The following is a 25,214-nucleotide window of genomic DNA, read 5'->3' as shown; positions in this document are numbered from 1 at the left end:
GCTCAATTCAGTCTTAAACCAACACTGGAAGGGAGAAGTAGAGATCAACGAAACTGAGGGGGCAGACTCCTGCCGGACTTAGGTGAGACTGGGTGCCGAACTTGGCGAGAATAGGGTGCCGATTTCGTGAAAATATGCAAGTACGATGGCAAGGTTAATTTAACCAACCCCTGCCGTTTCACCTGGGTACGCCAGCTACAACCAGGGATCGATCTTTACACGGCGGTTGTGTGGCATGTTTCTCTCAAACGCAAAATTCGGTTGGCATATCTCAAGGACAGTCGTAAGCTCAACAAACCGAGTTATATTGTCTTATTCTCGACTGACCTGAACCAAACAGCCGATGACCTTTACCGATTGTATCGCTTGCGTTTTCAAATCGAATTCATCTTCCGCGATGCCAAACAATTTACGGGATTAAGCGATTGTCAAGCCCGCGATGCCAAAAAGTTAGACTTCCATTTCAATGCCAGTCTGAGTGCACTCAATCTGGCTAAGTTGGATGCACGCCGACAGCATCCCAGCAATGAGCCGTTCGTCTTTTCAATGGCAAGTATCAAACGTTGCGCCCTCAATGACCATCTGCTCGATCTATTTATTTCCAGGTTAGACCTGGAACCGACTTTGATTAAATCTCATCCTAACTACCAAAGCCTACGTTCTCACGGCACTATCGCTGCCTGATTCTGTCCGGAGTATTGTTAAATACAACTGTAATACTAAGACAGCGATGTACTCGTAGGGGCGGGTTTATCCAATAAGCCATGTATCCGGTCAGCGCCCAAATTAATGCAGCGGCAATTAATCCGACTGCTCCAATGATTCGCCACAAACGGTTATTTTTGAAGTACCAGAGTGTTGGTGCGGCACAAACTCCAGCTAATCCCGTCAAAATGAAGCCGATACCTGAGAGGATAGGTTGTTTCGTCAATCCCAAATTTATCAAGCGTACGCCTACTACGATTGCGACTAACCCAGCAAAGAAACCATAAATCGCTAAAGTAATTAACTCCCAGCCTTTTGCCAAGCTGATAGACTTACCAATAAACAGAATCCCAAACAGAACGCTCGTTTCACCAAATGCAATATTGAAACTGTTTCTGACAGTCCAGGTTAATGTCATGTGCAATCCAGTGGTAAGTGCGATCGCGCCCGTAATTCCAAACCCAGGAATCCATTTGTTTTGGTAGGGATCGTCTAAGCCAGCATAGACATAGTACGCCAGTAAAAATAATCCAGCGACCATGTTAATCAACATTAACGTCATGTAATCGATAAACACAAATAAACCTCATCAACCAAAAATAGATTTTCCGAAATCTACCCTGAGAGTCTTGAAGCTATATAACAACAGTTCAATTCTAAATTTAAAACTCTATGTCAAAACTGGGGTGCAAACTATAACTGCACCCCTTATTATTTGCCTCTGTATATTTCCGCCTGCATGTCAATGGTCAAGCTGTCGCTGTAGAATCCGAACGTTAGGAATAAATTCTGTTTGGTTTTCCGTGCCAAACTGACGCTGTTGAGTGCAGCCGACGAATACTAAGCTATTAACACTGAGGGCGATCGCGAGTAACTGTAGCATCCGTCGTTGCTGCATTATGCTTCATAGTTGTTTGCCTCCAATATTCTGCCTCTAGCTTTAAGTATAAAAATGATGCAATTATGACAACAAGAGGTCAGAAGCCAGAAATTACAACGCAACTTTATAAAAAAGCTGAACTTTATCGTAGTTTTTAGTTTTTGAGCTATTAAAGATTGCTGACGAATCTAACTCAAATTACATCTTGAGATAGAGATATTCAATTCTTATGTCTAACACAAACTCTCCAAAAGGTAGATCCATCAAGCTAAAGGAAAGTTTTACATTGATCCCAACAATAAACAAATTTATTGGGAGAAAAATTCATGAGTGAAGCAAGATCTAAAGAAAAAGTTACCCGTAATGACGAGATGGATACCTCAACAGCAGATCGGGGCATCATTCCAGCAGAGGTAGCAGTTCGTATGGATCGTGAAGGTGAAAATTATCGGGAAACAGCTGAAGAACAAGCGGGTGCTGAAAGCCTCAACGTTACAGGTGGTGCTACTGTAGACCAAGAGGGTTTAGCTAATAACTATGCAGTTGAACCCGAAATGTATTACGAAACTCCAGGCGATCGCACCGCTATTAAAGAAGCAGAAGAAGCCGAACGCCAGCAAACACTAGAAGAACTGGATGAAGACGAACAAGGCAAGCTGACTGAAGAAGGCGACCAACGCCACAAAGGACCTGGAATCATTTAATCTTACAAATATTGGAGACAGCTAAATACTCCAGAGGTCAGCCGCTTGACAATCTTGCAAATTGATTGAAGCGGTTTTTTGTTGCTTATTTGCCTTAGAATAATCTGACGTTGCGGCATTGCGTGGAGCGAAAATCGTGGCAGAGGCAAAAATTGGCATCATTGGAGGCAGTGGACTCTACAAAATGGAAGCACTTCAGGATGTAGAAGAGTTGCAAGTTGATACGCCTTTTGGCGCGCCCTCAGATGCATTAATTGTGGGAACCATAGAAGGAACGCGGGTAGCCTTTCTCGCCCGTCACGGTCGCAATCATACGCTTTTACCTTCAGAATTACCTTTTCGTGCCAATATCTACGCTATGAAACAGTTAGGCGTAGAATACATCATCTCTGCGTCTGCTGTTGGTTCTTTGAAGGAGGAGGCGAAACCTTTAGATATGGTCGTACCCGATCAATTTATCGATCGCACGAAAAATCGCATCTCGACTTTTTTTGGCGCGGGAATCGTCGCCCATATTGCTTTTGCCGATCCAGTATGCGATCGACTAGCGGGAGTTGTAGCTGAGGCGATCGCCAGTCTCAATCTTTCAGATGTTACCCTACATCGTGGCGGAACTTACGTTTGCATGGAGGGTCCAGCCTTTTCTACCAAAGCAGAATCTCACCTTTACCGCAGTTGGGGTGCAACGGTTATCGGTATGACCAACTTACCAGAGGCAAAGTTAGCCAGAGAAGCAGAAATTGCCTACGCTACCCTAGCCCTGGTAACAGATTATGACTGCTGGCATCCAGACCATGATAGCGTTACCGTCGAGATGGTAATTGCTAATCTACAACGCAATGCCAAGAATGCCCAGATGGTGATTCAAGAAACGGTGCGGCGCTTGAGTAAAAATCCTCCTGCCTCAGAAGCACACTCCGCTTTAAAGTATGCTATTCTTACACCCCTAAATAAAGTGCCTATGGCAACTCAAGAAAAGTTGGGGCTGTTGTTGAAGAAATATCTATGAAATTGATATGAAAGAGCAATTTCTCAAATGGATAAATCTTGCCCTAGTAGCAGATTTCTTTCTCGTCCTCTTTGCTTTCTTCTGGCTGGCGATCGCAGTTGCTGGTCACGTCTTGCATTTACCCTTGGGTTTAGACTTATGGTATAAGCTGTGGCAACCTGTTTTTACTCCCGCGATCGGTATTCTCATGGCTGGAACGATTATTAGCGGGTTAGCAAGTTGGGTAACAAAGCGGCTCAATTCTCAGCAGAATTGAGTCCGATGCGATCGAATTACACGAATTGGTGCGCGAACTCGCACATCAAATCTATCCTTCCTTTGCGTAACATTGCCGGATCTAATCTTTCTGTCGTATTGCAAGTCATCAACACGACTAACTTTTGTTGCTCCTGAATGCCCGATTCATCAATGACACTTTGATACAACGTGCCATCGAGTAAGCTGAGAATCCGCTCGGTCTTATAATTTGATTGAGCGATTTCTGTAGAGCGATCGGGAGCTAAGTTATCAGCCTCGTTTATAATGATGCAAACTCGTTCTAAATAGCTAGGTGGAACGAAATTCTCTACAGCTGCGTGGTCGAGGATAAAAATAATATATCCCAGTGGTGTGAGAATTTCTTGTGCTACGGCTTGCGCCCAAACCGTTTTTCCCGTACCAGGATTACCATACACTAATACAGCCAATTGGTTTTGGGTAAAAACTTTCTCTTGAACGGCATCAGTAAAACTTTGTACGTCAGCCGGAAAAGAATTAATAGCAAATTGGCTGTGAACTTGTCCGATCCGGCTTTGGTAGCCACTTAACATCACGGCAAGATTGTAAGTGACTTTGTTTACTAGTGGTGCGAGTTTCTTTGCCATTATAGTATAACGGCGATCGCGCTCCATACTATATAGTGGATCGATTCTCAGCCAAATTTCATGTTCCGACCAATACGCGAAAATACTACCAATACTTTTGAGTTTATTCCAATCAAAAAACTTTTCAGGTGGGTAGTAAAAGTATTTGCCATGACTGCACTGTGTAATCAGATCTGGACGACCTAAAAAACTTAAGAGTCTAAAAATAGTAATCTCTTGTAGTTTTAACAGAACTTGTTCGATCGGAATTAAATCGCGTGTCACCGATTTAGCAACAGGTACTTCAATCGATAAACTCTCTCTATATTGATTATCTGGCGTAAGTGGTTCTGGCGTGATGAAGTTCCAAAAATCATCAATTTCTTCTCGCGTAGTTTCGTAGAATAAGTTTAAAAAATTTGCCCACCAGGCATAGTTCTCTCTACCAAGAGTATCAGCAATATAGCTGACTACATTCATAGTTTTATGAGATACTTCCCACGGATTATTCGACCAAGTTTCCCAAAGATAATTTAGGTCAATATCTCGATTCAGGGGTTGCCAGCCAGCACCTAATAAGTTAGGTTCTTTTTGCTTTTTGTACATATTTTTGTGTCATCGATCGCCAAAATCTATCTAAACTTGCTGAATCCAGTTGAGTCTTGCTTTCCAAGCAATGTACTTACTAAAAAATGAATTTAATTGCTGACTGAGATGTTATCCAGTTAAGCCACACTCTCAAGGCGGAGAGGACAGGATTTGAACCTGCGACGGGCGTTAATCACCCGCTTCCTCTTAGCAGGAGGACGCTTTGAGCCGCTCAGCCACCTCTCCATATTTGAACTGCTTGTAGAAATTTGAACTACACCTCGATAAATGGGTGACAATATTTAGTTTTCAAGGTTCGGGAAATAAGCTTTTAATTATTACAAATACCACCGATTTTCTAAGTAATAAACCTGTTGAACATGACGAATAATTTCAGTAGCTTTAGCTTTTGCACGGCGAGAATTTCGATTCTGTGTTGATTCTAATGCCGTGCGATCGCATTTAAAATCAGATTTATCGTAGGGAAAACCAGATGAATTCTCACCTCGATTCATTATCTGAATGTAAAACATTATTGTTTCGGGATTAGATTTGTCTCTCGACTCACTACGTTTATACTACAAACTATGCTACAAAAATGTCAAGGGATTGGAGAAACTTTTTTTGAAACTGGCTGTAACTATTGCAGTAATCAGCTTTAAGCGTGTTATAGAAGTGTGTTATATGTGGGCAGTACCGGTAGTTTATTTAGCCAAGCCCGATCGATTGAACTAGGTATCCTTACATTAGTAATAGATACAATTTTGTGTCACGCAAAGACGCAAAGACGCAAAGTGGTTCCTCACAAGATAGATGTAAAGAAGAACGCCAACCATGTATTACCAATTACCCATCATCCATTGCCAGTGATAGGACGCACAAACAAATTCATGCGTCCTAATCAGCCGTGTTTAACTTGCAAGAACAGTTAAGCCAAAAAGCTATCCATCATGAATCGATCTTCTTTTGACTTTTAACTTTTAACTTTTGACTTGCTTAGCGATCGCTCATTGCAGCACTCATTTGAGATTCTTGCCACAAATGAAACAATAACAACTCGATTGTGTAAGACAAAGACGTGACAAACACGCCTGCGGCATTCTCAGCATCGGATGCTAACCAAAATCCTTGCAAGCAGATTTCTACATATTCTGCGTCGCACTTTTCTAATGCAACTTCATCTGTTCCATATCGTTCGATCGCGGTTGCGAGTGAATTCAACTGTGGTAAATCGCCAGGTAAAAGAAATGAAGCTGTGCTAGGTTCTATGCAAATGGATTCGCCTACGCGCAGGGCGAATATAGCTCGCATTGCAACCCACTCTTCTAAGGATTGAGTCAAATGCTCTAAGTGAAAACCAGTTTCGGTGTAATTCAATTTCAGCATGAGATAGAGTTTCCTCCTATGTCTGGCGGGAGATGCTCCGAGCGCCAGAATTTTTCGGCAAAAGCAACTGTTGGATGAATCGGTGCTTTAGGTTTAGAGTGCAGTAACATTCCTGCTTGCTGGGGAGTGCGATCGCTTTTATACTGGTTGCATTGTTCGCAAGCTGCCACAACGTTATTCCACGTATGTAATCCACCCTTAGAGAGAGGAATGACGTGATCGATTGTCAAGCGCTTGCTATTACCGCAATATTGACAAGCGTAATTGTCTCTTCGTAACACTTCCCTGCGATTCACAGGGGGAATCTTCCAAATTCGTTCTGTACTGGTAAACGTTAGACGAATATAGGAGGGAACAGCCATGACTAAATTGGGCGATCGCACAAATAATTCTGTCTCTTGCCCAAAATCAAGTGCTTCAGCTTTACCCAGCATCAACAGTGCGATCGCACGCTTGACGTTGATGCGGCTAATGGGTAAGTAATTTTGCGAAAACACGACCACAGGTTGCTCTAACACTTGACTGGCGATAATCACAGCTGTACTCCTCCTATAAAAAATGTTCTATTGAGAAATTTCTAGGTAGAAAACACCAAATAAAAACCCCCGTTTCTGCTTAATTCAGAAGCGGGGGCTGAAATTCCTGTAAGTGGTTTTATCCTGATGACGGTACAGTTTTATACCTGTACCTCCCGCTATCTAGTTGTGTTAGTGGTTCTGACGAATGCAGCCCGATGCTTCCATAGCCAAAATTATCGTTAATTCTTGCGGATTGTGCTTGACTGAGGCGATCGCCTCGTCGCCAAAATCTGGCTGCACCACCCATAAACAAAGACTCCACCGCCATAGCTACTGATTCCCAACTGCCGAGACAGTTGGCGCAAGCCAGTAGAGGAGAGATGAAGCCTAAAGATTTCACTGAAGTTACACCTAATGCAGAGAGTTATTTAATCCTTACTTTAAAGATACTACACTTGTATTACTGAGTTGTCTAGATCTTTTAAGGAGAATTCATGATGCATACACTCACTCGCATTCCCACTACAGAAATGGAAGTTACTAGCATCCGTCTAGAGAGGGAATTAAAAGAAAAATTAAAAGAGATATCCGGTAACCAAGGATATCAAGCTTTGATCCGAGATATTCTGTGGAATTACGTACAGCAAAAATCAGGTGATTGGAAACCGAAATTTTCCCGCGCTGATATCCGCGCTAGTATTCCAGCGACAGCACAAACAGAGGAACGCTGCGTTTTGACGGGACAAACGATCCAACCACAAGAGGCTATGATGTTAGGATTTACCAGCAACGGCGACTTAGTACCCTTGAGTATGGAAAGTTTGGCAGGATAAAAGGGAGCAGGGAGCAGAGAGCAGGGAGCAGTGATGAGTAGGGTGTAGGGTCGAATTGTGGTTTACGACTTACGACTTACGGCTTCTTCCTCAGCTCCCGAGCGCAACCTTGCGCTCCGCGACTCTCTATATCCCCCTACCCCCCATAAGCTGTATAGTGTGTCTTCTGAATGGTACGGAATGCATACTTAAGGTATAGAGGGAAATTACCTAACGGAATCTGCGGAGTACCTCCGACTCACAGCTTTTATAATCAGGGAAAATACCGATCCAGCGATTTTTGAAGCAAGATAATCTAGATAATCGAAAAAACAAATTTTACTGTTGCGGTAGAAGTCGATCTAAGTTTTTTTAAATTTAGTACCTGCTTGGTCGCGCTCTGGCTAATTTGGGCATCCTAAGTAGGAAGGAGTAATCTAAGGTGAGAAAGCGTGTTAGCCAAGACTGGACTGTTTATAAAAAATCTGCTATCAACCGCTGGAGTAGGGATACACTCAAATCGCTATCAACGGAAGTTGTCCGGTTATCATCTACAAAAACCTCACTGATGAAAAATGTTTCCATTTCATCACACTCATCCTTACCAGAGCGATCGCCCAAATTCTCCCTCACACGAATGCAGCCAGCAGAAGACTTAGCTCAACTGGGACAACAGATCCTTCAAGTCGCATTAAATCACTCTGACTCAGAAACAGCACTAACACAAATTGCCAAATTGCTTGGAGAAGCGTTTCAAGTAGATGGCTGTATAATTACGTTCGCCCCTGGAGTCACAGAAACATCAGTAGTTGGTTCGTGGTACTCTAATGCATCTGTCCCCGTCTCGCAACAAAAACTCCTTCAGCCACTCCAAAAGTTAGCAGCAACAATTCCCACTCAAGCTAGCCTGCTGGCAATTGACAATCTTCATGCTTTAACGCATGAAGTGCTAACAGAAGATAAAGACCTACCACCTACAATTAAAGCAGTATTACAAATTCCGATTTGGGAGCAAAGTCAGCTCACTAGCGTTATTAGCTTGCTTTGCTACGATGTCTATCATTGGGGGGAGCTAGCTGTAAATGCAGATCGACAGCTCATGACATCGCTATCGATCTCGCTCGCTCACCTCGCCCAAGCACAGTCTGTAGCTACTCTGCAACGGCAAATCCAGACCGCTGCTCGTACTAAAGCTTTACTTAATCAACTAACAGTTGCTAGCCGCAGCTCGATGGAGCTGAATCAAGTGCTGCAAATGGCGCTCGCGAGTACAGCTCAAGCTTTGGCAGTCAGTCGCGGCTCAATTCTGTTATTGAAGTATGTCGAGCCACAACTCAGAAACAGAGTCAGGGAAAAACTACCTAGAGCTAAAGCAACAATTGCCAGCGAATGGAGTCAGGATGTAAAAGCATATACTTGTGGAGAGCATCATAGCAAGATCGCCGAACAGTCTTTTTGGCTTTCCGAGTGTTGGTTGTGCCAACAAGCGCTCATGAATTCACCGCAACCAGTAGCGATCGCCAGTCAAAGCGATCTACAGTTGAGCGATCTAACATCCTGTTTAGCTCCAATTTTTGATTTTTCGCAATTTCCTTCTGCCTTAATTTTGCCGATCGAAAGCCAAGGGACAGTATTAGGCTTTTTAGTTTTGCAACACTGTTGCGATCGCCACTGGCATCCAGAAGAATTATCGCTGGTAGAGTTGGTTTGCGCCCAAATTGGGACGGCAATTATTCAAAACCAAACGCTACGTCAGGTACAATCTCTCGTAGACGACCGGACTTTGCAACTCCAGCGCAGTCTGGAAGTTCAAAGTTTACTTTATGAGAAAACCCGCAAGCACAACGAACAACTACGTCAACTCAATCAGTTAAAGGATGAGTTCCTCAGTACGATGAGCCACGAGCTACGTACGCCGCTAACTAGCATGAGTTTGGCGATTCGGATGTTACGGCAACAAGGAATTACTCCAGAGCGTCAGGCTAAGTATTTGGATATTTTAGAAGAACAGTGCGATCGCGAAATCAATTTGATTGCTAACTTGCTCAAGCTTCAGCAACTCGAATCAAACCAAGCACCGCTGAAATTAGAAACTATAGATCTCAAAGTTAAACTGCAAGCCTTATCTCAGTCTTTCAGACAAACTTGGGTAGATAAAGGATTAAGCATTCAGTTAGATATCCCAAAATCTTCTTTACTAGCGCAAACAGATGAGGAAGCGTTCGATCGCATTCTTCAAGAACTTTTAACCAATGCCGGGAAGTATTCTCACCCAGATACAACTGTAGTTTTGCAAGTCACGCATCAAGTAGATCTTCAGCTCAACCAAATTGTTTTACAACTGACCAACACTGGTGCTGGTATTTCTGAAGAAGAAAGAAAGTATATCTTTGAAAAATTTAGGCGCGGTCAAGGTGTGACACAGCAAGCTATTCAGGGTACTGGATTGGGACTCGCTTTAGTAAAATGCTTAGTACAGCATTTAAATGGCAATATTGAAGTAACTAGCAATCCGACCAATGATTCTGCTGCCTACGCAACCTGCTTTACTATCGCCCTACCACAGACCTTTGCTCGTTAAAGTTTAACTATCTAAAGTTCAATTATCATCGAACAGTGACTCAACAGTACGACGAATCCGATCTCGATTTCGAGCTTGATGATACCAATGGCGACGACATCGATGCTGCATCTTCAACCGAGGATGTGGAAGTACAAACAGAAGAATTGGCACACCGCCAACGCCAAATTACCGCTAAAATTCAGATCTCCCACCCTCTAGAAAAGGTGTGGCAAGTTTTGACAGCCTACGACACCTTAGCCGATTTTATTCCCAACTTAGCGGTGAGTCGGCGGCTAGCTCATCCTCATGGTGGCATTCGCCTAGAGCAAGTTGGGACTCAACGATTGCTACGCTTCAACTTTTCTGCAAGAGTCGTTTTAGATTTAGAAGAAAAATTTCCCCACGAAATTCATTTCGACATGGTTGAGGGAGATTTAAAAGCTTATTCTGGGAAGTGGCTGCTAGAACCTTACTTTGTTTGTGAAAATCCAGGCACAAATCTCTGTTATACAGTGCGAGTATTGCCCAAGCGTACTATGCCTGTAGCAATTGTCGAGCGCCGCCTGCGGCAGGATTTGCGATCGAACCTGCTAGCAATTCGCCGCCGCGTTGAGGAGTTATAGATTAGCAGGTAGCAGAGAGCAGGGAGCAGGGAGCAGATGAAAAAGGTTTGGCACAAGCGACAGCTTGCCGTCAATTGACTTATCCCGAGCGGGGTTTGGCACAAATAAACAAGAGTGGTAGTAAAAACTACCACTCTTCTCTTTCATATACCCCCAGGGGAATTCGAATCCCCGTCGCCTCCGTGAAAGGGAGGTGTCCTAGGCCTCTAGACGATGGGGGCGCGTCTGAGTTCAACCTTATCTAGGTTAGCGAATCTAACGAGTTCTGTCAACACTTTCAGCAGAAAAAATTCGCTCCACTCGATGCTCTAGCAGATCGAGCCTATGTGAGGGTAGAAGAATTGCGCAGTCGCATCAGTTGACGACGCATGTGGGGAGAGGCTTCTAGCTCAGAGATCTCTTTGGTTTTCACGCAGGAGTGCAAAGGCTCTAAGTATTCATCTGCACCCGCTGTAAATGCGTCAATCAAGAGTTCTAATAATTTTTCGCGATCGTTCAAAACACAATTTTCTTCAATCAGTCGAAATTTCAAATGAATTTCACACTCGAAAACACCGACTTCTAGCTGTCGATTTGGATGTGATGCTGCGTCAGGATTCATTGCTTTAAACAAATTCTAATTGGGTGTGCAGTTGCTAGCAGAGTTGTCTGAAATACATCGCTCTCAGCATCGCTAGCTTTACCAAACATTTAGTTGAGACTCTAGCTGATGCCGATGAAAGCATCTCCAAGCAGTTATTGCTAGTAGCTTTTCCCATCCACTGATGCTCGGTGCTTGGCTCTTGTCTCCCTCCTGTGGTATTTTTTACCAAACCTCCTGCTAGGCAAAAAGTGCTTGCATCGCGCCCCAGCTACTAGCAGATAGTAGTTTTGTAAAGAATGTCGTATTTGCATTTACCGATCTCGTTATACGTTCATAGATACAGTAAACGGCGCGTGCCAGCCCAGGTTATATGATGAAAATTTAGGAGTCGATCTAAGAGACAACTACTATTATTCAACCTTTAAGATTAATTACAGTAAAGTTTGTGTAAGGAATTTGTAAGGCTTTCAATAGTTTTTTGTATCTTGCCTTCACTACGGACAAGGTTTAGTTTTAATTTTTACAAAATTAGATACAGCAGTATTAGTAATATTGCTGCCGCTTACTGGAAAAGGTCTCCACCTGAAACCATTCCATGTCAATTCTGGACTCGATCTGTCACTCAGTCAATTCAGTATAAATAATTACAATAACTTGTTTCAGTAGTTTAAGCTTGTCTCAGTAGCTTAGGGCAGATAATTTGTTAAAAATTTGTCTTCCCGCGAAGCGAGTCGTGAGTCATGGTAAATTCTCCGTAACTCTCGATCGACTTTCTCTCGTCTCTTCCAGCGATAGGATAAGTAAAATATCATGGTATAAGCCTTTGGAGACTGCTGTTAATGAGTACTTGCGTTCGCGGTTTAATTTTTGTAGTTGATGATAATATCGATACCGATCAGATCATTCCCGCAGAATATTTAACGCTAGTTCCTTCCAAGCCGGATGAGTATGAGAAGCTTGGTAGTTACGCCATGATTGGCTTACCGGATCGCTACGGCAAATTTATTGCTGCCGATGAAATGAAAACACGCTATCCCATTATTATCGCTGGAGAAAACTTTGGGTGCGGGTCGTCTCGCGAACATGCACCAATCGCGCTTGGCGCTGCTGGGGTGAAAGCAGTCATCGCTCAATCTTACGCGCGAATATTCTTCCGTAATTGTGTTTCTACAGGCGAATTATATCCTTGGGAGTCTGGCGAGCGACTGTGCGATCGGTTCGTGACTGGACAAGAAGTCACGGTTGACTTTGACAAAAATCAAATCATCAATCATACGCTAGACCACACCTATTCTCTAAAGTCTCTAGGAGAGATTAAACCTGTAATTGATGCTGGTGGTATTTTTGCTTATGCTCGTCAGACTGGAATGATTGCTGCTCGGTAGTCAGTTATCAGCAACCAGTTGACTTGTGACTTGTGACCAACAACTGTCAACCAACTCCTATAGAATAAACTCAATACCATAAAGTCAAGTTAGAATCCCTACTTATGGAAGAGCAGCTACTTAAGTCCACAACCCGCCACGTTCGGATTTTCTCTGCGGAAGTTAATGAAGATGGCGAACTCGTTCCTAGCAATCAGGTGTTGACGCTAGATGTTGACCCCGATAATGAATTAACTTGGAATGAAGATGCATTACAAACGGTATACGGCAAATTTGACGAACTGGTGGAGTCTCACAGTGGCGCGGATTTGACCGATTACAATCTACGCCGCATTGGCTCAGATTTGGAACACTTGATTCGATCGCTGCTACAAAGCGGTCGGATTAGTTACAACTTGAATAGTCGGGCGATCAACTACAGTATGGGACTGCCACAAGTTGCTGTGGAAGATAATCCATAGAGGAGTAAGAAATAGATAATTAAAAGGACGCACTACAAGGCGCCCCTTTTTTTAAATAACTATTTCGCGCTCAAGTGCGACTGCTTTTCATCTCACAGAGACCTTCATTCTAAAGCGAAATACAGCGAGTACGGGATTTACCACCAAGTGCGTTCGCCATTTTCGTCAACTCTTGACTGGCGAATGACATCAGAAATTTCTTCTGCGTCTTTGACATGGTGTAAAGCTTTTTCTTCGCCATCTGGTTCTTCTACAACAAAATAGGTAGGAACTTGAATATGGTCGCCAGTGATATCTGGGGAATCTACAGCAAGTTGTTCTTTCTTCTCTTCAACTGATTGCTTGTCATCAGCGATAACATCACCAGGATTAACTGCACGATGCGTTTCTTTTTCTTGGTTGTTATCCATAATTGTTGTAATCTCTTAAAAACGAATGACAAATTCACTACTTAAAATTTAAGAATATCGGTTCGCGATCGCCTCCTTCGTAAGTAGGAAATACTTACCTACAAAACGCTAGGTCTGCAAATTGCTCGCCTCGGCTCTAAACACAGGGCGTACTAAGCTAAACAATCGGATTGAAATCGCTAAAGTAGTAGATAGATCGCGAATCAGACTCGGCTGAATGCGAGAGACTACACTAGTGGGTAGGACTGTAGCAGATTTAGCTGCTTGCGCCAAGCGATTAAATCACAATTTATTCAAAATTCATGTTTGCAATCGATAGTCAAAGCTTGTTAAAGTTAATGCTCAAATCATCTGGGTGGAAGTGAGGTAACAACTGCATCCAGATCTTGCAAAAATATAAGAACAGAAGCGCAATTGCCGTGCGGGAAGCTAAATATAGAGATATAAACATGAATAAGCAGTTTAATAGTCTCTTACGTCTGCTGTTTTAAATTGATTTAATATGGCTAATCGGTGCGCCAGCTATGCAAAATAATGAGGTAACGATCCAATGTCCAAACGATCTGTGTAAGGCTGCCAACTCTGAAGGCGACAAGTTTTGTCAGCGCTGCGGTACATCCTTAATTAAACGTTACTTGTGGGTTGTCGGGCAAGGCACAGAACTCCACGAGATCGGAACATCGATCGCGGAGCGCTTTTACCTCAAAGCCGAGCGAATTGTTTTAGATACTCAACCTGGTTTACTGCTAGACTCTCCTTATTTAGATATTTCTAATGAAATTAGACCTTATTTGAGACTAGTCGCGTATCGTCTCCAAGTTCCGCAGGTATACGGATTAATATCGCTCGATCGAGAAACACCTGAAAAAGAAATTTTGCTGTTGGAACAAGCACCGATTTATCCCGATGGCGTGTTAACAGCAGGACAGCTAATGCCTCAGATGACTGCTGTTTGGCAGTCCGTCTCTAGCTTACGCCAGCTCAATTGGTTATGGCAAATTGCTCAACTGTGGCAACCCCTATATAGCGAAGGCGTAGCCTCTAGCTTGCTCGTCCCTCAGTTTTTACGAGTAGAAGGATCGTTATTAAGGCTGTTGCAATTGCAATTGGATGATGCCGAACGTCCCACACTAGCGCAACTCGGTCAATCTTGGTCGCAGCTCGCTAAAGAGGCTCGACCAAGCGTGACTGGATTTATAGAACAATTAAGCCAAGAGTTGCAACAAGGAGAAATCGTCAACTCGGAGCAATTGCTAGCGTGTTTGGATCGAGGATTGCTGGAATTAGGGCAAAACATTGCGAATAGAGACATTGCCCCCAGTCGGAGCTTCAAGATTAGTACTTGCACCGATACTGGTCCTAGCCGTCAGCGAAATGAAGATGCCTGCTATCCAGCCAGCGGCACCACACTTGCTAAACCACCAGAAGCAAAAGCGATCGCAATTGTCTGCGATGGGATTGGCGGACACGAAGGAGGTAACGTTGCTTCCAGTCTAGCGATCGAAACGCTACAGCACCAGGTACAACAGCTGCCGCTAGATGAAGCAAGTTTAGACCCGAATACCCTCAGTCATGCTCTAGAACAGTTTACGCGCAAGACAAACGAATGTATCAGTAGCCGTAACGACAAAGAGCATCGTCAAGGAAGACAGCGAATGGGGACAACCTTGGTGATGGCAGTAGGGCATCAACATGAAATATATATTGCTCACGTTGGTGATAGCCGTGCCTACTGGGTGACGCGCACGGGTTGCCATCAAATAACCCTAGATGATGACGTAGCTGCCCGTGAAGTACGGTTGGGTTATGCTGTCTATCGGGAAGCACTACAACAACCCTCGGCTGGTTCTCTCGTCCAAGCGATCGGCATGAGTGCATCGGTACATCCCACGGTACAGCGGTTTGTGTTGGATGAAGACTGCGTATTCCTCTTGTGTTCTGATGGCTTGAGCGATTACGATTTAGTCGATCGGTGCTGGCAAACAGAAATCTTGCCAATTTTAGATGGGGGTATCGATGTCGCTACAGCAACTAAGCACCTTGTCGAACTTGGTAACAACCTCAACGGACACGATAATATTACTGTTGCTTTAGTACATTGTCAGGTGCAGGTGCAGGAGCCAGAAACTCCGCTTGGTTACAGTCAGTCGCTAGACAAAACGAGTAATGGTGCAGTCAGCTCATCTTCATCTGCCGTAACTCTCTCAGAACCACCAACGGAAGATACGATCGAAAACTACGTCCCGATCGCCAATACGCAGTTACTCTCACCACTACCACCACCGCAACAATCGCGGCAGTGGTTGCTCCCGCTACTCTTGGGAATTGGTTTACTTTTGAGTGCGGCAGGAGGACTGTGGCTGGCTTACAGCCAAAATTGGCGAGAGCGAAACCCAACAGCAGCAGGTAGTAACAGTACGGAACAGATTGCTCCCCAGGAATCACCAGTGACTCCTAGTAGCATCGATACCACCAATGTCCCGCGATCGCCTGAAAGAATCTATGAGGCTCAGCAGACAGCTACCCTCAAGCGCCAAGAAGAATCGGCAAACTCTTCTACCGATTTACGCCAACTCAATTCAACTGATTTTATTTTGCTACCGAGGAGCATAGTAAAAGTCCTGAGCAACCAAAAACCGCTTTCCCAGCAACAAGGTTCTTTGACACAACTGCAAGTTTGCTCAACCCCTACATCCACCTCCTCTAACCCATCATCAAATAGGGATCGCCAGCTATTAAAACCAGGAGACAATGCTTGGATTGCAAGTACTGAACTAGATCGACGATTCAAAAAATTTTCAGGTGGAGACAATCCGTGTTCTAAATCTCAGTCATTACCAACAGAGACAGGAGGTGGAAATCGAGAGTCAGGAGGACAAGATGATAAGTAAGAGAGCAGAGGAACTACGATCGGTTATCAGTTTTAGTTGTCAGTTGTCAGTGTAGAGACGTTACATGTAATGTCTCTACAAAGCGATCGGCCAAGAGTGGTGCGTGTTTTTAATTGTGACTTATGAGGAGTGACTTGTGACTTGATTACTCATAACCTTAGCCTCTAGCTCCCAGTTAAATAAACTATTAAACTAAGACAGTTGCATATTTGCGAGTTTTGATAGCGATCGTGGTTATTGATGTCCCAGTCTGACATTCCCTGCTTGAGTTTAGCAATCGAACGTCTTGCCAATGCCGGTAAAGATAACTTTGCCATTTGGGTAGTGCAAGCCCCTTATCCTGGGGGATATGTGAAACATGATTGTGTTTTGTCCCCTAGATTGATGCAGGCTTGGCAAGCTTGGCAAGCAATGTTTGCGCCTCGCTCATCACCACCAATTTCTCCAGAGATAATTTCCCAGACCTTGGATTTAGTTCCAGAAATCGTTGCCTATCCTGGAGGAAAAACCAACGGACAAGGGGGTCGTTTGATGCAACATTTATGCATCAACCTTTGGCAGTGGATTTTTCAGGGACAAGTACAAATGAGTCTGGAGAAGAGCCAAGGGATTGCGATCGGACAAGGAAAACCATTACGGATAAGAATAGATATTCGAGAGCCGGATCTCATCGCCTTGCCTTGGGAAATTATGCAGCCTCAGGCTGGAAAACCAGCTATCTCCCTACCTTCGCCACTGCAAGCGCCACAAGTCTTTTTCAGTCGCACGACTAACGATGTTGGTTCCCTGATTTCGCTACCACCCAGTCAGGGTTTAAATGTTTTGCTGGTTTTGGGACAAGACACCGAAGCCGGAAGCTTGCAGTTGGAAACAGAAGCAAAAATTCTCGAACAAACTCTGAGAAGCTTTCAACAACTTAAACCAATGGAAAGGAGAAATTTGGCAACGGTTCCCTGTCGGGTAGACACTTTGCTACAACCTACTCCTAAAGAATTAATCTCGCAGCTAGAAACTCAAGCTTACAATATTTTCTTTTATTCCGGTCATGGTTTGAGCGCTCCAAATGGAGGATTGTTGTTTTTACGCCCTGGGGTGGCGATTGACGGTACGGAGTTAGCCCATGTACTAGCACGTTCTCAAGTCAAACTGTGCGCGATTAATGCCTGTTGGGGAGCGCAACCCGCGTTTGATAACGGACAACCTTTACCGCGGAGCAGTTTAGCAGAAGTCTTGATTCATCACGGCGTACCAGCAGTACTGGGAATGCGAGATGAAATTGCCGATGAAGAAGCTTTAAGTTTTATTCAAGTTTTTACCCAGGCGTTAGCAGCAGGTTCGCCGATCGATCGTGCGGCGGCGATCGCCAGACAGCAACTACTAGCTGTTTATAAATATATTTCTCATGCTTGGACGCTACCAATCCTCTACATGCATCCAGAGTTTGATGGGGAGTTGCTCGGCGCACCCGCTCGCGACGAAATTACTCAGCTACCAGAAGATACGGTCGCGGGTACAGTATACCCACCAGTACGGGCGCAACTGCGTTCTACTTCTGCTCCAGAGCAAGTCTGGCATTTAGGTACGAGATTAGTAAGGGTAGGTCGTCTGGCAGAGAATGATATTGTAGTTCAAGAAGGCTGGGTCAGCCAAAGACACGCAGAAATCTATTGCCGTCAAGACCGCGGCGATACGACTTTTTTCTTACGAGATAATTCTCGTTTCGGGACTTTGCTGTCAAATCTACCCAGTAGCGATCGCTGGCAAAATGTATATCGTGAGGAAGTCCCGCTAAAATCGGGAATGAAGTTAAAATTCGGCAGCCATAAGGGTCAAACCTACGAATTTATTGTTGAAGACTGAAGCTGAGCGAAGGAAGACAGAAGGCAGAGGGCAGAAAGAAGAAAAAATTGATATATTTTTGCGTAAAGCTCTGTCTTGAGAACTGCTGCCATACAACTAAGACCAAAGTAAATTTTTTATGGAGAAAAGTAAATGTACCAGCTAATTGTTGAATTTCTTCAAGTGACGCAGCTCTGCGTAGCAACAGGTTGCCCGCTCGCCGATTTATGAGAATACCCTCTGTCTTCTCAAGCTGGAATTAATCCGCACTTCATGCAGTAAAGAGAGGGAAAAAGCAAGATGCTTTATGCAAAAACTGCAATTAAATACTGCAAAATTGCAGCAGAGATACTGCGATCCCCAATCTTATTTGCATAATTTATGTAGTTGCGGAAATGGCTGTTCAGGTGGTGTAGCTACTCATACAGCGTTTTTGCAGACACCCATGATGAATTGTACAATGACAAACGAATTCAAGTCTTCTGAAATTAACGAACGGCATCGGTTGCTGACTGAATTAGAGTTATTAGAAACACTACTTGCCTCTGAAACAGCAACTTATCCCTGGAACCCTGCTGAAGAAGCAGCAGAAGCATTCTTTCTCGAACAAGAACAGCAATTACAGCAAGAAGACTGGTGGGAAGAGGAACTCTCTGCCCATGCGCCAGGTTTCCTCGCTAGCGTGGAACAGTTATGGGAGAATACTCAGCCAACAACTGTGTCTGCTAGCGCGACAGACGAGCAGTCTCTTCAGAGAACTTTGCAACAGCGATTTGCAGCTTACATGCCGACAGCTTGGTTACAAGCGATCGCCCATAAAGCAACTGACATGTTAGCGACACAAAAATCGATGGCGCAACAATTAGTACAGTGCGTACAAGAATTATTACCGAATTGTTCGGAAGACGATCTGTTAATTCTCGCTCGTCCATATGCCTACAGTATGCGCAGTAGCATTGAGCCATCTACTACCGCGATCGAATCCACGCTCAATCGTTACGGTCAAGACTGGGAAGTGCGATCTGACATCGAACGCGCTCAAATCAGTTTGGCGATCGCTCGCTACGCCATATCTCAATTGCAAGCTGAGCGGGGCGAGGAGTGAGGAGCGTAGACGCGACAGCGGCTTCTCGGAGAGTGGAGCGAGGAGTTAGGGATGAGTCGTCACAGAATCTAAAGTCCCAAATCCAAAATCCGAAATCTAAAATCTAAAATTCACTTAATCCGGTCTTCTAGGTGTCTTTTCCAAAAAGCGAGTGGCAAAGTTTTGCGATCGCGTTGGTGAGAGCATTCTGGCTTTGAGAATCGCTGCTGTTAAAAACGCATACGATAGAACACCTACCACGACTAGGAGCAAGCCGCTAAAAGCAGCGGTAGAGTTCCATAAAGCATGAAGTGCGGCTGCACTGACATATCCCACGGTCAAGATCTGCCAACGTTGACGCGGTTTGAGTACGCTTAAACCAATGAAATAACCAAAATATCCGCTATCTGCCATATGTCCAGCAACTGCACCAATGATACGCGGAATCAGTAATTGCAATCCCACAATTTGACCAGCAGCTTGTCCGGCTGACATCGCCACGTTTTGAGCAATTTCTGGCACGTATTGCCATAAAGTTTCGACCAAGGTAAAGCCTACAGCTGAGGCAGTTCCTAGTAGAATGCCGTCTAAAGGTTCCCAGACCCCAATCCATTCACGCCAAGGAGAAGCAAGTCGTCGTCCTAAAGCATATGCCCCCACGACGGGTAAAGCTTTCAGAAACTCTTCCATTAAGCCTGCCCCGACGAACATCCGCAAGAATAATTCGGGAAAGCTAAGCGCTATAAGAGAGTTAGGTAAATCCCCTGGTAAGATGCGACGGAAGATAAAGATAAATAGGGGTAAGATAGGGCTAAACAGAATGAGTGCTGTAGCTGTGGCAGCAAGAATTGGGAGCCACCAAGGTTTAATTTTTCCACAAAGCCGATAGACAAAATAATAGGCGGCGCTACTCAAGTAGGTGGCAACCAATAGTTGATTGAAGCGAATCGCTTTTGGTTGACCGACAGTAGCAAACATTAATACGACAAATATAACTGTGAAAATACCTGGAATTAAATAAGCTTTGCGAGTTAAGTCTTTAGCTGTAGAGATAATCGGAAATAAGTGGGAAAAATTGACTTCCGCTTCAGTCAGCGGCGATACAGGTGGCGGGATGAGACTGGATGGGTGAGGAGAATGAGATTCAAAAATGAATTCTGCGCCGCGATCGCCCAACGTGATGCGATCGCCTGGAACGAGTTGCTGACAGCCTTGCAAGCGCTGTCCGTTGATAAAAGTACCGTTACTACTGTTCATGTCACACACCTGCCACCGATTTTGAGGTAGGGGGTAGAAAGTGGCATGATGGCGAGAAACCATACCATACTGCTCCGATTCCAGTACGATATCGCAGGCAGGATCGCGCCCGAGTGCCATTTCTCGCTCGGGTGAAAGGCTGTAACTGCGTGTCAGCCCAGCTTCTCCTGCATTCGGTAATAGCCGCAACCATCCTTCAGCAAGATGTTGTTCGGTCATATAGTATCGGTAATGAGAGGAGACGAGAGACAGGAGACAAAAGACGGGAGAGAATCTGACAACTAAACATTCATATATTTGGAATCGAGGCTGTTTGCAGTCGTGCTCTTGTGCTCAAGACAATCATTTTATACTTTAGTCCGGCAATTGCTAGCTAAATTTAAGGACTTGTACCGATTGAGTCTTCCAAACGAATGCCAGTACTTCCTGTCTTCTTCTATCTCCTCTGAATTCACTCGCTGTTTGCATTCCGCACGGCAGCAATAAACAAGAGGACTGTGGCTGGAATACTTACAGCAAGAATTACCGCTGTATTCAAGTTACCTAAATCGGGTTGACCAGAGGCTAGCTCGAACACGGAACCAACAGATGCGATCGCCGTAATACAACAGCCGCCAAGAAATAAGCCGCTTTTGGGTGTCATTGCATTCATGGTAAATCTCCTCAAGCAACAGGTTTGACTGCATTGATGGAGAAGCCATGCTTTGCCAGTTCTTGGGTTAAAGCCAGCCTGTTTTCGACGCGATCGACGAAGACAATTCCGTTGAGATGGTCGATTTCGTGTTGAATACAGCGAGCCAGTAAGTCTGTAGCTTGTAGCGATCGCGGATGCCCGTATTCGTCCTTGTAAGCAATTTCTACGGCTTGGGGGCGCGTCACGTTCAAATAAATGCCTGGGATACTCAAGCAACCTTCTTCTGCCACGCAGATATCGCTGCTGGTACGTTTAATCGTAGGATTAATCAGGATCAAGGGTGGGTTAGCGGCATTGTCTGGTTCGCAGTCAATGACGATGATTTGCTTGGATACAGCTACTTGTGGTGCAGCCAAGCCGATGCCGTCAGCGCTATACATACTCTGTAACATTTCCCGCGCCAACTGGCGAACTTCTACATCGACTTTGCTGATGCGTTTTGCAGGTTGACGCAGAGCGCGATCGCCCAAATAGCGGATATCTAAGGGAGGGTTTTTTAACTTTTTCTTTTCAACTGCGATTTCAGAAGCCATGTGAATCTACTCGCTACGGTCGGCTAATTTGCAAATTGTGACATTATTTCAATTTTACCAAGTAGAAGTCAGAAAAGGGACTGGTTGTCAGTTGTCAGTGAATAGGGAGCAGGGAAGCGGGCAGAGGGCGAGGTTTCCTCGCCATCGGAGCCGCGTAGCAGGGAGCAGGGGGAATTACTTGCGAATGCGCGACTTGCGGCTTATTCTCATGCACTACATTATGTAAAAATCGGTAATTTTTCCCTTTGCATCTATGTTTTTACTGAAAAATTCGTTGAATTCACTTAGGTAAAATTTGGTAGTACTAGACTACCATTGTCGCGATCGCTCTACAAAACTCATTATGATTTCCCTTGAGGATCGACACTATTTTTGTCACGATTGGAAGTAGTTCTTTAGTATTTTTCTGATGTTTGTTCTTGCGCGTGTGATTGTCAATATTGAAATACTTCATCCATGATTTATTTTGAAGCCATTTTAGGATTAAAAAACTTTTGTAGGGTAGTCAATGAATATTCGTCAAAGATTATGTTTCGTCTTTATTTGTGTCTTTATCTGGGGAGGATTGATTGGATGCATTGCGATCGCCATAAATTCAAAAACTCAATTTTTGGTTTCAAGAATTGATCGCAACATTGCAGTAGAGGCGCATAGCAGTTTTATGTTCCTCAAAATGCAAGAAATTCAAATTGCCATACGCGAGTTAGAAGGAGCTTCCAAGACCAAACAAAATAAACAAAAATTGGGATTGGCTAACACGGAAGCAATCGAAATCAGAATTCAGCAAAATTTGAATTTATTTGAAGCTGACTTAACTTCATCGCTTGCCTCAACAGTAGCAGAGATAGAACGATATACAAAGTTTAGCAGACTGAGAATGGTGAAAGAACAAGAAGCAGAAAAACAATTTTTATTAGCAATTCAACAAGAATTTATATTTTATAAAAATAAGTTAAATAAACTTTTAGTCGATCGAAATATTTCAGAAGCAGAGCGAGCGATCTTAGCTGATTTAGAAAAGCAATACAATACAAAGCTATTTCCTTTATTAGTTGACTATAGAAAAGAACGAGAGCAGCAGCTAGCTAAACATGCTCAAAGTCTTGTATCAGCCATTGCAGCAGCCAATCGCCAGATTGCAGCTTCCACTATTGCTAGTATCGTGGCTGCAATTATCTCGGTTAGCCTCATTTATCGTTCGAGTTTGAAATCGTTAGAGCGATCGCAAACAGTAGAACAGAGCGAGCGAGATGATAGCGTTCGTCAAGCTGAGATTACTCTAAATAAGGAAAAGGAGATAGAAGCAAAATTAACGAAAATCAATCGATATTTATTAAATTTTTGTACCGATCCAAGCGGAAATATTAACCAATTAACAGCATTGTTAGGGGAATTATTGGGAGCAAGCTGCACATTATATAGTTTTCTAGATAATGGGGGGCTTCGTGCAGTAGGACAGTGGCAAACGCCATCCGAATTCGATCGAGTAAATCGAACCAAGGGACGAATTTGTCACGATCTCATTCAACAAAATAGCGATGAAATTTGGGTATTATCAGACCTACTCACAACAAAATACGCTCAATCTGAGCCTAGTATTCAGGCGCATAACATCAAAACATATATTGGTAAAGTCGTCAAATGCCAGCAACAAGTTGTTGGTTGTTTGTCTGCCTGGTACACAATCAAATACATGCCCAGCGAGATCGATCGCAAAATAATCGATATTATTGCCGCAGCTATTGGTATTGAAGAAGAACGGCGAGCTACCCAAAGATCGTTGCAGGACGAACAAAGATATGCCTTGGCAGCGCAAGCAGCGCGAGATGGTCTGTGGGACTGGAATTTAAATACCGATCGCATCTATTTATCTAAGCGATCGCAAATGTTGATGGGTTTTGCCGTGGAAGACTCTGAAACCAGTGCCGCAGAATTTTTTCAACGCATCCACCCAGCCGATCTGAATGCCGTACAAATGGCGCTAGGCGAGCATTTAGCAGAACGAACGCCCCAGTTTGAGAGCGAGTATCGGATTACGCTAGCAGATGGTAGCGATCGCTGGCTATTGTGTCAAGGATTAGCCTTGCGCGATGCTGAGGGTAAACCCTACCGCATAGCAGGCTCTCAAACTGATATTACCGAGCGCAAGCAAGCAGAAGTGCAATTGCGATATCAAGCTTATCACGACGAGCAGACGGGGCTACCAAATCGAATTTTACTGATGGAGCGCTTGCGACGGGCAATTGACAAACAAAAGCACCAAGAAGATTATTTGTTCGCGGTGCTATTTCTCGATATAGATCGGTTTAAGGTCATTAACGATAGTTTAGGTCATGGCTTCGGCGATCGGATGTTAAAGGCGATCGCTAGTCGGTTACAAACCTGCGTGCGTCCTGGGGATACAATCGCTCGCTTGGGGGGAGACGAATTTACTCTACTGCTAGAAGCTATAGGAAACGAGCAAGAGGCGCTCCAAATTGCCGAACGCATTCAACAACGGCTAGTTTTGCCTTTTTACTTGGGAGAACATGAGGTATTTGCTTCCGCTAGCATCGGGATTGCCTTAAGTACGCTGAATTACGAATATCCAGAAGATTTACTCAGAGATGCCGATACAGCAATGCATCGCGCCAAAACTCTTGGGAAAGCGCGGACGGAGACTTTCGATCCATCGATGCACAATCTTGCTATGGCAAGATTGCAAATTGAAATCGATCTGCGCAAGGCACTGGAACGGCAAGAATTACGAGTCTTCTATCAGCCGATTGTCTCGCTCAAAACTGGTAAAACTACAGGTTTTGAGGCTTTAGTCCGCTGGCAACATCCGACAAGTGGTATGATTCCACCCATCAAGTTTATTCCGGTAGCAGAAGAAACGGGATTGATTTGCGCGATCGGCTGGTGGGTTTTACAACAAGCTTGCCACCAAACACGGCATTGGCAAGAGCGCTTTCCTACGGAGCCGCCTTTAACTATCAGCGTCAACGTTTCTGGCAAACAGTTTACTCAGTCAAATCTGATTGAGAAGATAGACCAGATTTTACAGGAGACTGGGTTAGCTCCGACGAGTTTGAAGTTGGAAATTACAGAAAGCGTGCTGGTAGAAAATGCCGAAGCTGCTGCTGCCGTTATTTGTCAGCTCAGAGCGATGGGCATTCAATTTTCTATTGATGATTTCGGTACGGGTTATTCTTCGTTAAGCTATCTGCATCGCCTACCAATCGATACTTTGAAGATCGATCGCTCTTTTGTGAATAACGTCGATTGCGAACCGGAGAAAATAGAAATTATTCGGACTATAGTTGCTTTGGCTTGGAATTTGGGTATGAATGTTGTTGCCGAAGGTGTAGAAACAAAGACTCAAATGTATCAACTACAAGCGCTCAAATCCGAGTACGGACAAGGTTATTTCTTCTCGAAGCCTACAGATAGCGAAGCGGTGGAAGC

At 44.2% G+C, this 25,214-nt stretch carries 26 protein-coding genes and 2 tRNA genes; 14 read left to right on the top strand and 14 right to left on the bottom strand.

All coding sequences use genetic code 11. From position 1 onward, the window contains the following. Positions 1-126 precede the first annotated feature (126 nt). Positions 127-684, top strand: coding sequence for a transposase (locus ACRC32_RS09260; protein WP_438553688.1), 558 nt, complete (start codon positions 127-129; stop codon positions 682-684). Here ACRC32_RS09260 and ACRC32_RS09255 read toward each other — a convergent pair. Together ACRC32_RS09255 and ACRC32_RS09250 are read right to left on the bottom strand one after the other, a co-directional pair. After that, positions 671-1,282, bottom strand: a complete 612-nt coding sequence (locus tag ACRC32_RS09255) for a DUF981 family protein (RefSeq protein ID WP_438553687.1) — start codon at positions 1,280-1,282, stop codon at positions 671-673. The genes ACRC32_RS09260 and ACRC32_RS09255 overlap by 14 nt on opposite strands. Before the next feature lie 165 nt (positions 1,283-1,447). Beyond that, positions 1,448-1,588: a hypothetical protein gene (locus ACRC32_RS09250; protein WP_438553686.1), complete on the bottom strand. Its 141-nt coding sequence runs from the start codon at positions 1,586-1,588 to the stop codon at positions 1,448-1,450. A gap of 323 nt (positions 1,589-1,911) precedes the next feature. On the opposite strand from ACRC32_RS09250, the gene ACRC32_RS09245 reads away from it, so the two are divergent. From ACRC32_RS09245 to ACRC32_RS09235, 3 genes are all read left to right on the top strand, one after another. After that, the gene (locus tag ACRC32_RS09245) at positions 1,912-2,289 is read left to right on the top strand and encodes a hypothetical protein (protein ID WP_438553685.1); all 378 of its coding nucleotides are present in this window, start codon (positions 1,912-1,914) and stop codon (positions 2,287-2,289) included. 136 nt (positions 2,290-2,425) lie between these two features. Beyond that, the gene (locus ACRC32_RS09240) at positions 2,426-3,298 is read left to right on the top strand and encodes an S-methyl-5'-thioadenosine phosphorylase (RefSeq protein WP_438553684.1); all 873 of its coding nucleotides are present in this window, start codon (positions 2,426-2,428) and stop codon (positions 3,296-3,298) included. 7 nt (positions 3,299-3,305) lie between these two features. Next, positions 3,306-3,554: a hypothetical protein gene (locus ACRC32_RS09235; protein ID WP_015156445.1), complete on the top strand. Its 249-nt coding sequence runs from the start codon at positions 3,306-3,308 to the stop codon at positions 3,552-3,554. 16 nt (positions 3,555-3,570) lie between these two features. On the opposite strand, the gene ACRC32_RS09230 is transcribed toward ACRC32_RS09235, so the two are convergent. The 6 genes from ACRC32_RS09230 to ACRC32_RS09205 all read right to left on the bottom strand — a co-directional run bounded on the left by ACRC32_RS09230 (position 3,571) and on the right by ACRC32_RS09205 (position 7,032). After that, positions 3,571-4,746 carry an AAA family ATPase gene (locus ACRC32_RS09230; RefSeq protein ID WP_438553683.1) on the bottom strand — a complete coding sequence of 392 codons (1,176 nt, stop codon included), beginning with the start codon at positions 4,744-4,746 and terminating at the stop codon, positions 3,571-3,573. 138 nt (positions 4,747-4,884) lie between these two features. Next, positions 4,885-4,974, bottom strand: a tRNA-Ser gene (locus ACRC32_RS09225). Between the two features lie 92 nt (positions 4,975-5,066). Continuing rightward, entirely contained in the window at positions 5,067-5,261 is a 195-nt protein-coding gene (locus ACRC32_RS09220; protein ID WP_438553682.1) for a hypothetical protein, read from the bottom strand. A gap of 463 nt (positions 5,262-5,724) precedes the next feature. Continuing rightward, positions 5,725-6,114, bottom strand: coding sequence for an alr0857 family protein (locus tag ACRC32_RS09215; RefSeq protein ID WP_438553681.1), 390 nt, complete (start codon positions 6,112-6,114; stop codon positions 5,725-5,727). Then, a complete protein-coding gene (locus tag ACRC32_RS09210; protein WP_438553680.1) occupies positions 6,108-6,650 on the bottom strand; it encodes an HNH endonuclease in 543 nt (180 codons plus the stop codon). Before ACRC32_RS09210 ends, ACRC32_RS09215 begins: the two co-directional genes overlap by 7 nt. A gap of 118 nt (positions 6,651-6,768) precedes the next feature. After that, on the bottom strand, positions 6,769-7,032 hold the full coding sequence (locus ACRC32_RS09205; protein WP_438553679.1) for a hypothetical protein: 264 nt from the start codon (positions 7,030-7,032) through the stop codon (positions 6,769-6,771). 97 nt (positions 7,033-7,129) lie between these two features. On the opposite strand from ACRC32_RS09205, the gene ACRC32_RS09200 reads away from it, so the two are divergent. The 3 genes from ACRC32_RS09200 (at position 7,130) to ACRC32_RS09190 (ending at position 10,630) form a co-directional block, all read left to right on the top strand. Beyond that, a complete protein-coding gene (locus ACRC32_RS09200; RefSeq protein ID WP_039714601.1) occupies positions 7,130-7,465 on the top strand; it encodes a hypothetical protein in 336 nt (111 codons plus the stop codon). A gap of 421 nt (positions 7,466-7,886) precedes the next feature. Continuing rightward, entirely contained in the window at positions 7,887-10,025 is a 2,139-nt protein-coding gene (locus ACRC32_RS09195) for an ATP-binding protein (RefSeq protein ID WP_438553678.1), read from the top strand. Positions 10,026-10,060: 35 nt separating this feature from the next. Beyond that, on the top strand, positions 10,061-10,630 hold the full coding sequence (locus ACRC32_RS09190) for an SRPBCC family protein (protein WP_438553677.1): 570 nt from the start codon (positions 10,061-10,063) through the stop codon (positions 10,628-10,630). Between the two features lie 148 nt (positions 10,631-10,778). Here ACRC32_RS09190 and ACRC32_RS09185 read toward each other — a convergent pair. Together ACRC32_RS09185 and ACRC32_RS09180 are read right to left on the bottom strand one after the other, a co-directional pair. Continuing rightward, positions 10,779-10,851 (bottom strand) — tRNA-Glu (locus ACRC32_RS09185). A 101-nt stretch (positions 10,852-10,952) separates the two neighbouring features. Further along, complete coding sequence (locus tag ACRC32_RS09180) at positions 10,953-11,231, bottom strand: Npun_R1517 family heterocyst differentiation transcriptional regulator (protein ID WP_438553676.1); 279 nt, start codon at positions 11,229-11,231, stop codon at positions 10,953-10,955. An 821-nt stretch (positions 11,232-12,052) separates the two neighbouring features. Between ACRC32_RS09180 and ACRC32_RS09175 the strand changes: the two genes are divergently transcribed. Together ACRC32_RS09175 and ACRC32_RS09170 are read left to right on the top strand one after the other, a co-directional pair. Further along, entirely contained in the window at positions 12,053-12,598 is a 546-nt protein-coding gene (locus ACRC32_RS09175) for a 3-isopropylmalate dehydratase (RefSeq protein WP_438553675.1), read from the top strand. A gap of 104 nt (positions 12,599-12,702) precedes the next feature. Further along, entirely contained in the window at positions 12,703-13,059 is a 357-nt protein-coding gene (locus ACRC32_RS09170; RefSeq protein WP_438553674.1) for an NAD(P)H-quinone oxidoreductase subunit M, read from the top strand. A 137-nt stretch (positions 13,060-13,196) separates the two neighbouring features. On the opposite strand, the gene ACRC32_RS09165 is transcribed toward ACRC32_RS09170, so the two are convergent. Further along, positions 13,197-13,469 carry a hypothetical protein gene (locus tag ACRC32_RS09165; protein ID WP_438553673.1) on the bottom strand — a complete coding sequence of 91 codons (273 nt, stop codon included), beginning with the start codon at positions 13,467-13,469 and terminating at the stop codon, positions 13,197-13,199. Positions 13,470-13,993: 524 nt separating this feature from the next. Between ACRC32_RS09165 and ACRC32_RS09160 the strand changes: the two genes are divergently transcribed. The 3 genes from ACRC32_RS09160 (at position 13,994) to ACRC32_RS09150 (ending at position 19,304) form a co-directional block, all read left to right on the top strand. After that, complete coding sequence (locus tag ACRC32_RS09160; protein WP_438553672.1) at positions 13,994-16,360, top strand: protein phosphatase 2C domain-containing protein; 2,367 nt, start codon at positions 13,994-13,996, stop codon at positions 16,358-16,360. 240 nt (positions 16,361-16,600) lie between these two features. Next, positions 16,601-18,220 (top strand): CHAT domain-containing protein, encoded by a 1,620-nt coding sequence (locus ACRC32_RS09155; protein ID WP_438553671.1) that lies wholly within the window; start codon positions 16,601-16,603, stop codon positions 18,218-18,220. A gap of 439 nt (positions 18,221-18,659) precedes the next feature. Beyond that, a complete protein-coding gene (locus ACRC32_RS09150; protein ID WP_438553670.1) occupies positions 18,660-19,304 on the top strand; it encodes a hypothetical protein in 645 nt (214 codons plus the stop codon). A 114-nt stretch (positions 19,305-19,418) separates the two neighbouring features. On the opposite strand, the gene ACRC32_RS09145 is transcribed toward ACRC32_RS09150, so the two are convergent. The 3 genes from ACRC32_RS09145 to def all read right to left on the bottom strand — a co-directional run bounded on the left by ACRC32_RS09145 (position 19,419) and on the right by def (position 21,767). Next, positions 19,419-20,759, bottom strand: a complete 1,341-nt coding sequence (locus tag ACRC32_RS09145; RefSeq protein ID WP_438553669.1) for a PrsW family glutamic-type intramembrane protease — start codon at positions 20,757-20,759, stop codon at positions 19,419-19,421. Between the two features lie 232 nt (positions 20,760-20,991). Next, complete coding sequence (locus tag ACRC32_RS09140; RefSeq protein ID WP_438553668.1) at positions 20,992-21,192, bottom strand: hypothetical protein; 201 nt, start codon at positions 21,190-21,192, stop codon at positions 20,992-20,994. An 11-nt stretch (positions 21,193-21,203) separates the two neighbouring features. After that, positions 21,204-21,767: a peptide deformylase gene (gene def / locus ACRC32_RS09135; protein WP_317108987.1), complete on the bottom strand. Its 564-nt coding sequence runs from the start codon at positions 21,765-21,767 to the stop codon at positions 21,204-21,206. Positions 21,768-21,804: 37 nt separating this feature from the next. On the opposite strand from def, the gene ACRC32_RS09130 reads away from it, so the two are divergent. Continuing rightward, on the top strand, positions 21,805-21,993 hold the full coding sequence (locus ACRC32_RS09130) for a hypothetical protein (RefSeq protein ID WP_438553667.1): 189 nt from the start codon (positions 21,805-21,807) through the stop codon (positions 21,991-21,993). A 282-nt stretch (positions 21,994-22,275) separates the two neighbouring features. Next, the coding region (locus ACRC32_RS09125; RefSeq protein WP_438553666.1) for a putative bifunctional diguanylate cyclase/phosphodiesterase at positions 22,276-25,214 on the top strand (2,939 nt) is incomplete at its 3' end.

It is taken from the genome of Chroococcidiopsis sp., from assembly GCF_051657925.1.
In the GTDB taxonomy this organism is placed as follows: domain Bacteria; phylum Cyanobacteriota; class Cyanobacteriia; order Cyanobacteriales; family Chroococcidiopsidaceae; genus Chroococcidiopsis.
The sequence above is the reverse complement of the archived record's forward strand: the minus strand, read 5'-3'. Positions and strand labels throughout refer to the sequence as shown.

What these genes read in the sequence shown, in the direction of transcription:
- ACRC32_RS09200 (WP_039714601.1), top strand. Translation starts at nt 7,130, where the DNA reads ATGCATACACTCACTCGCATTCCCACTACAGAAATGGAAGTTACTAGC.
- ACRC32_RS09160 (WP_438553672.1), top strand. Translation starts at nt 13,994, where the DNA reads ATGCAAAATAATGAGGTAACGATCCAATGTCCAAACGATCTGTGTAAG.
- ACRC32_RS09245 (WP_438553685.1), top strand. Translation starts at nt 1,912, where the DNA reads ATGAGTGAAGCAAGATCTAAAGAAAAAGTTACCCGTAATGACGAGATG.
- def (WP_317108987.1), bottom strand. Translation starts at nt 21,767, where the DNA reads ATGGCTTCTGAAATCGCAGTTGAAAAGAAAAAGTTAAAAAACCCTCCC.
- ACRC32_RS09165 (WP_438553673.1), bottom strand. Translation starts at nt 13,469, where the DNA reads ATGGATAACAACCAAGAAAAAGAAACGCATCGTGCAGTTAATCCTGGT.
- ACRC32_RS09140 (WP_438553668.1), bottom strand. Translation starts at nt 21,192, where the DNA reads ATGAATGCAATGACACCCAAAAGCGGCTTATTTCTTGGCGGCTGTTGT.
- ACRC32_RS09170 (WP_438553674.1), top strand. Translation starts at nt 12,703, where the DNA reads ATGGAAGAGCAGCTACTTAAGTCCACAACCCGCCACGTTCGGATTTTC.
- ACRC32_RS09150 (WP_438553670.1), top strand. Translation starts at nt 18,660, where the DNA reads ATGACAAACGAATTCAAGTCTTCTGAAATTAACGAACGGCATCGGTTG.
- ACRC32_RS09230 (WP_438553683.1), bottom strand. Translation starts at nt 4,746, where the DNA reads ATGTACAAAAAGCAAAAAGAACCTAACTTATTAGGTGCTGGCTGGCAA.
- ACRC32_RS09235 (WP_015156445.1), top strand. Translation starts at nt 3,306, where the DNA reads ATGAAAGAGCAATTTCTCAAATGGATAAATCTTGCCCTAGTAGCAGAT.
- ACRC32_RS09250 (WP_438553686.1), bottom strand. Translation starts at nt 1,588, where the DNA reads ATGCTACAGTTACTCGCGATCGCCCTCAGTGTTAATAGCTTAGTATTC.
- ACRC32_RS09145 (WP_438553669.1), bottom strand. Translation starts at nt 20,759, where the DNA reads ATGACCGAACAACATCTTGCTGAAGGATGGTTGCGGCTATTACCGAAT.
- ACRC32_RS09175 (WP_438553675.1), top strand. Translation starts at nt 12,053, where the DNA reads ATGAGTACTTGCGTTCGCGGTTTAATTTTTGTAGTTGATGATAATATC.
- ACRC32_RS09215 (WP_438553681.1), bottom strand. Translation starts at nt 6,114, where the DNA reads ATGCTGAAATTGAATTACACCGAAACTGGTTTTCACTTAGAGCATTTG.
- ACRC32_RS09155 (WP_438553671.1), top strand. Translation starts at nt 16,601, where the DNA reads ATGTCCCAGTCTGACATTCCCTGCTTGAGTTTAGCAATCGAACGTCTT.
- ACRC32_RS09220 (WP_438553682.1), bottom strand. Translation starts at nt 5,261, where the DNA reads ATGTTTTACATTCAGATAATGAATCGAGGTGAGAATTCATCTGGTTTT.
- ACRC32_RS09180 (WP_438553676.1), bottom strand. Translation starts at nt 11,231, where the DNA reads ATGAATCCTGACGCAGCATCACATCCAAATCGACAGCTAGAAGTCGGT.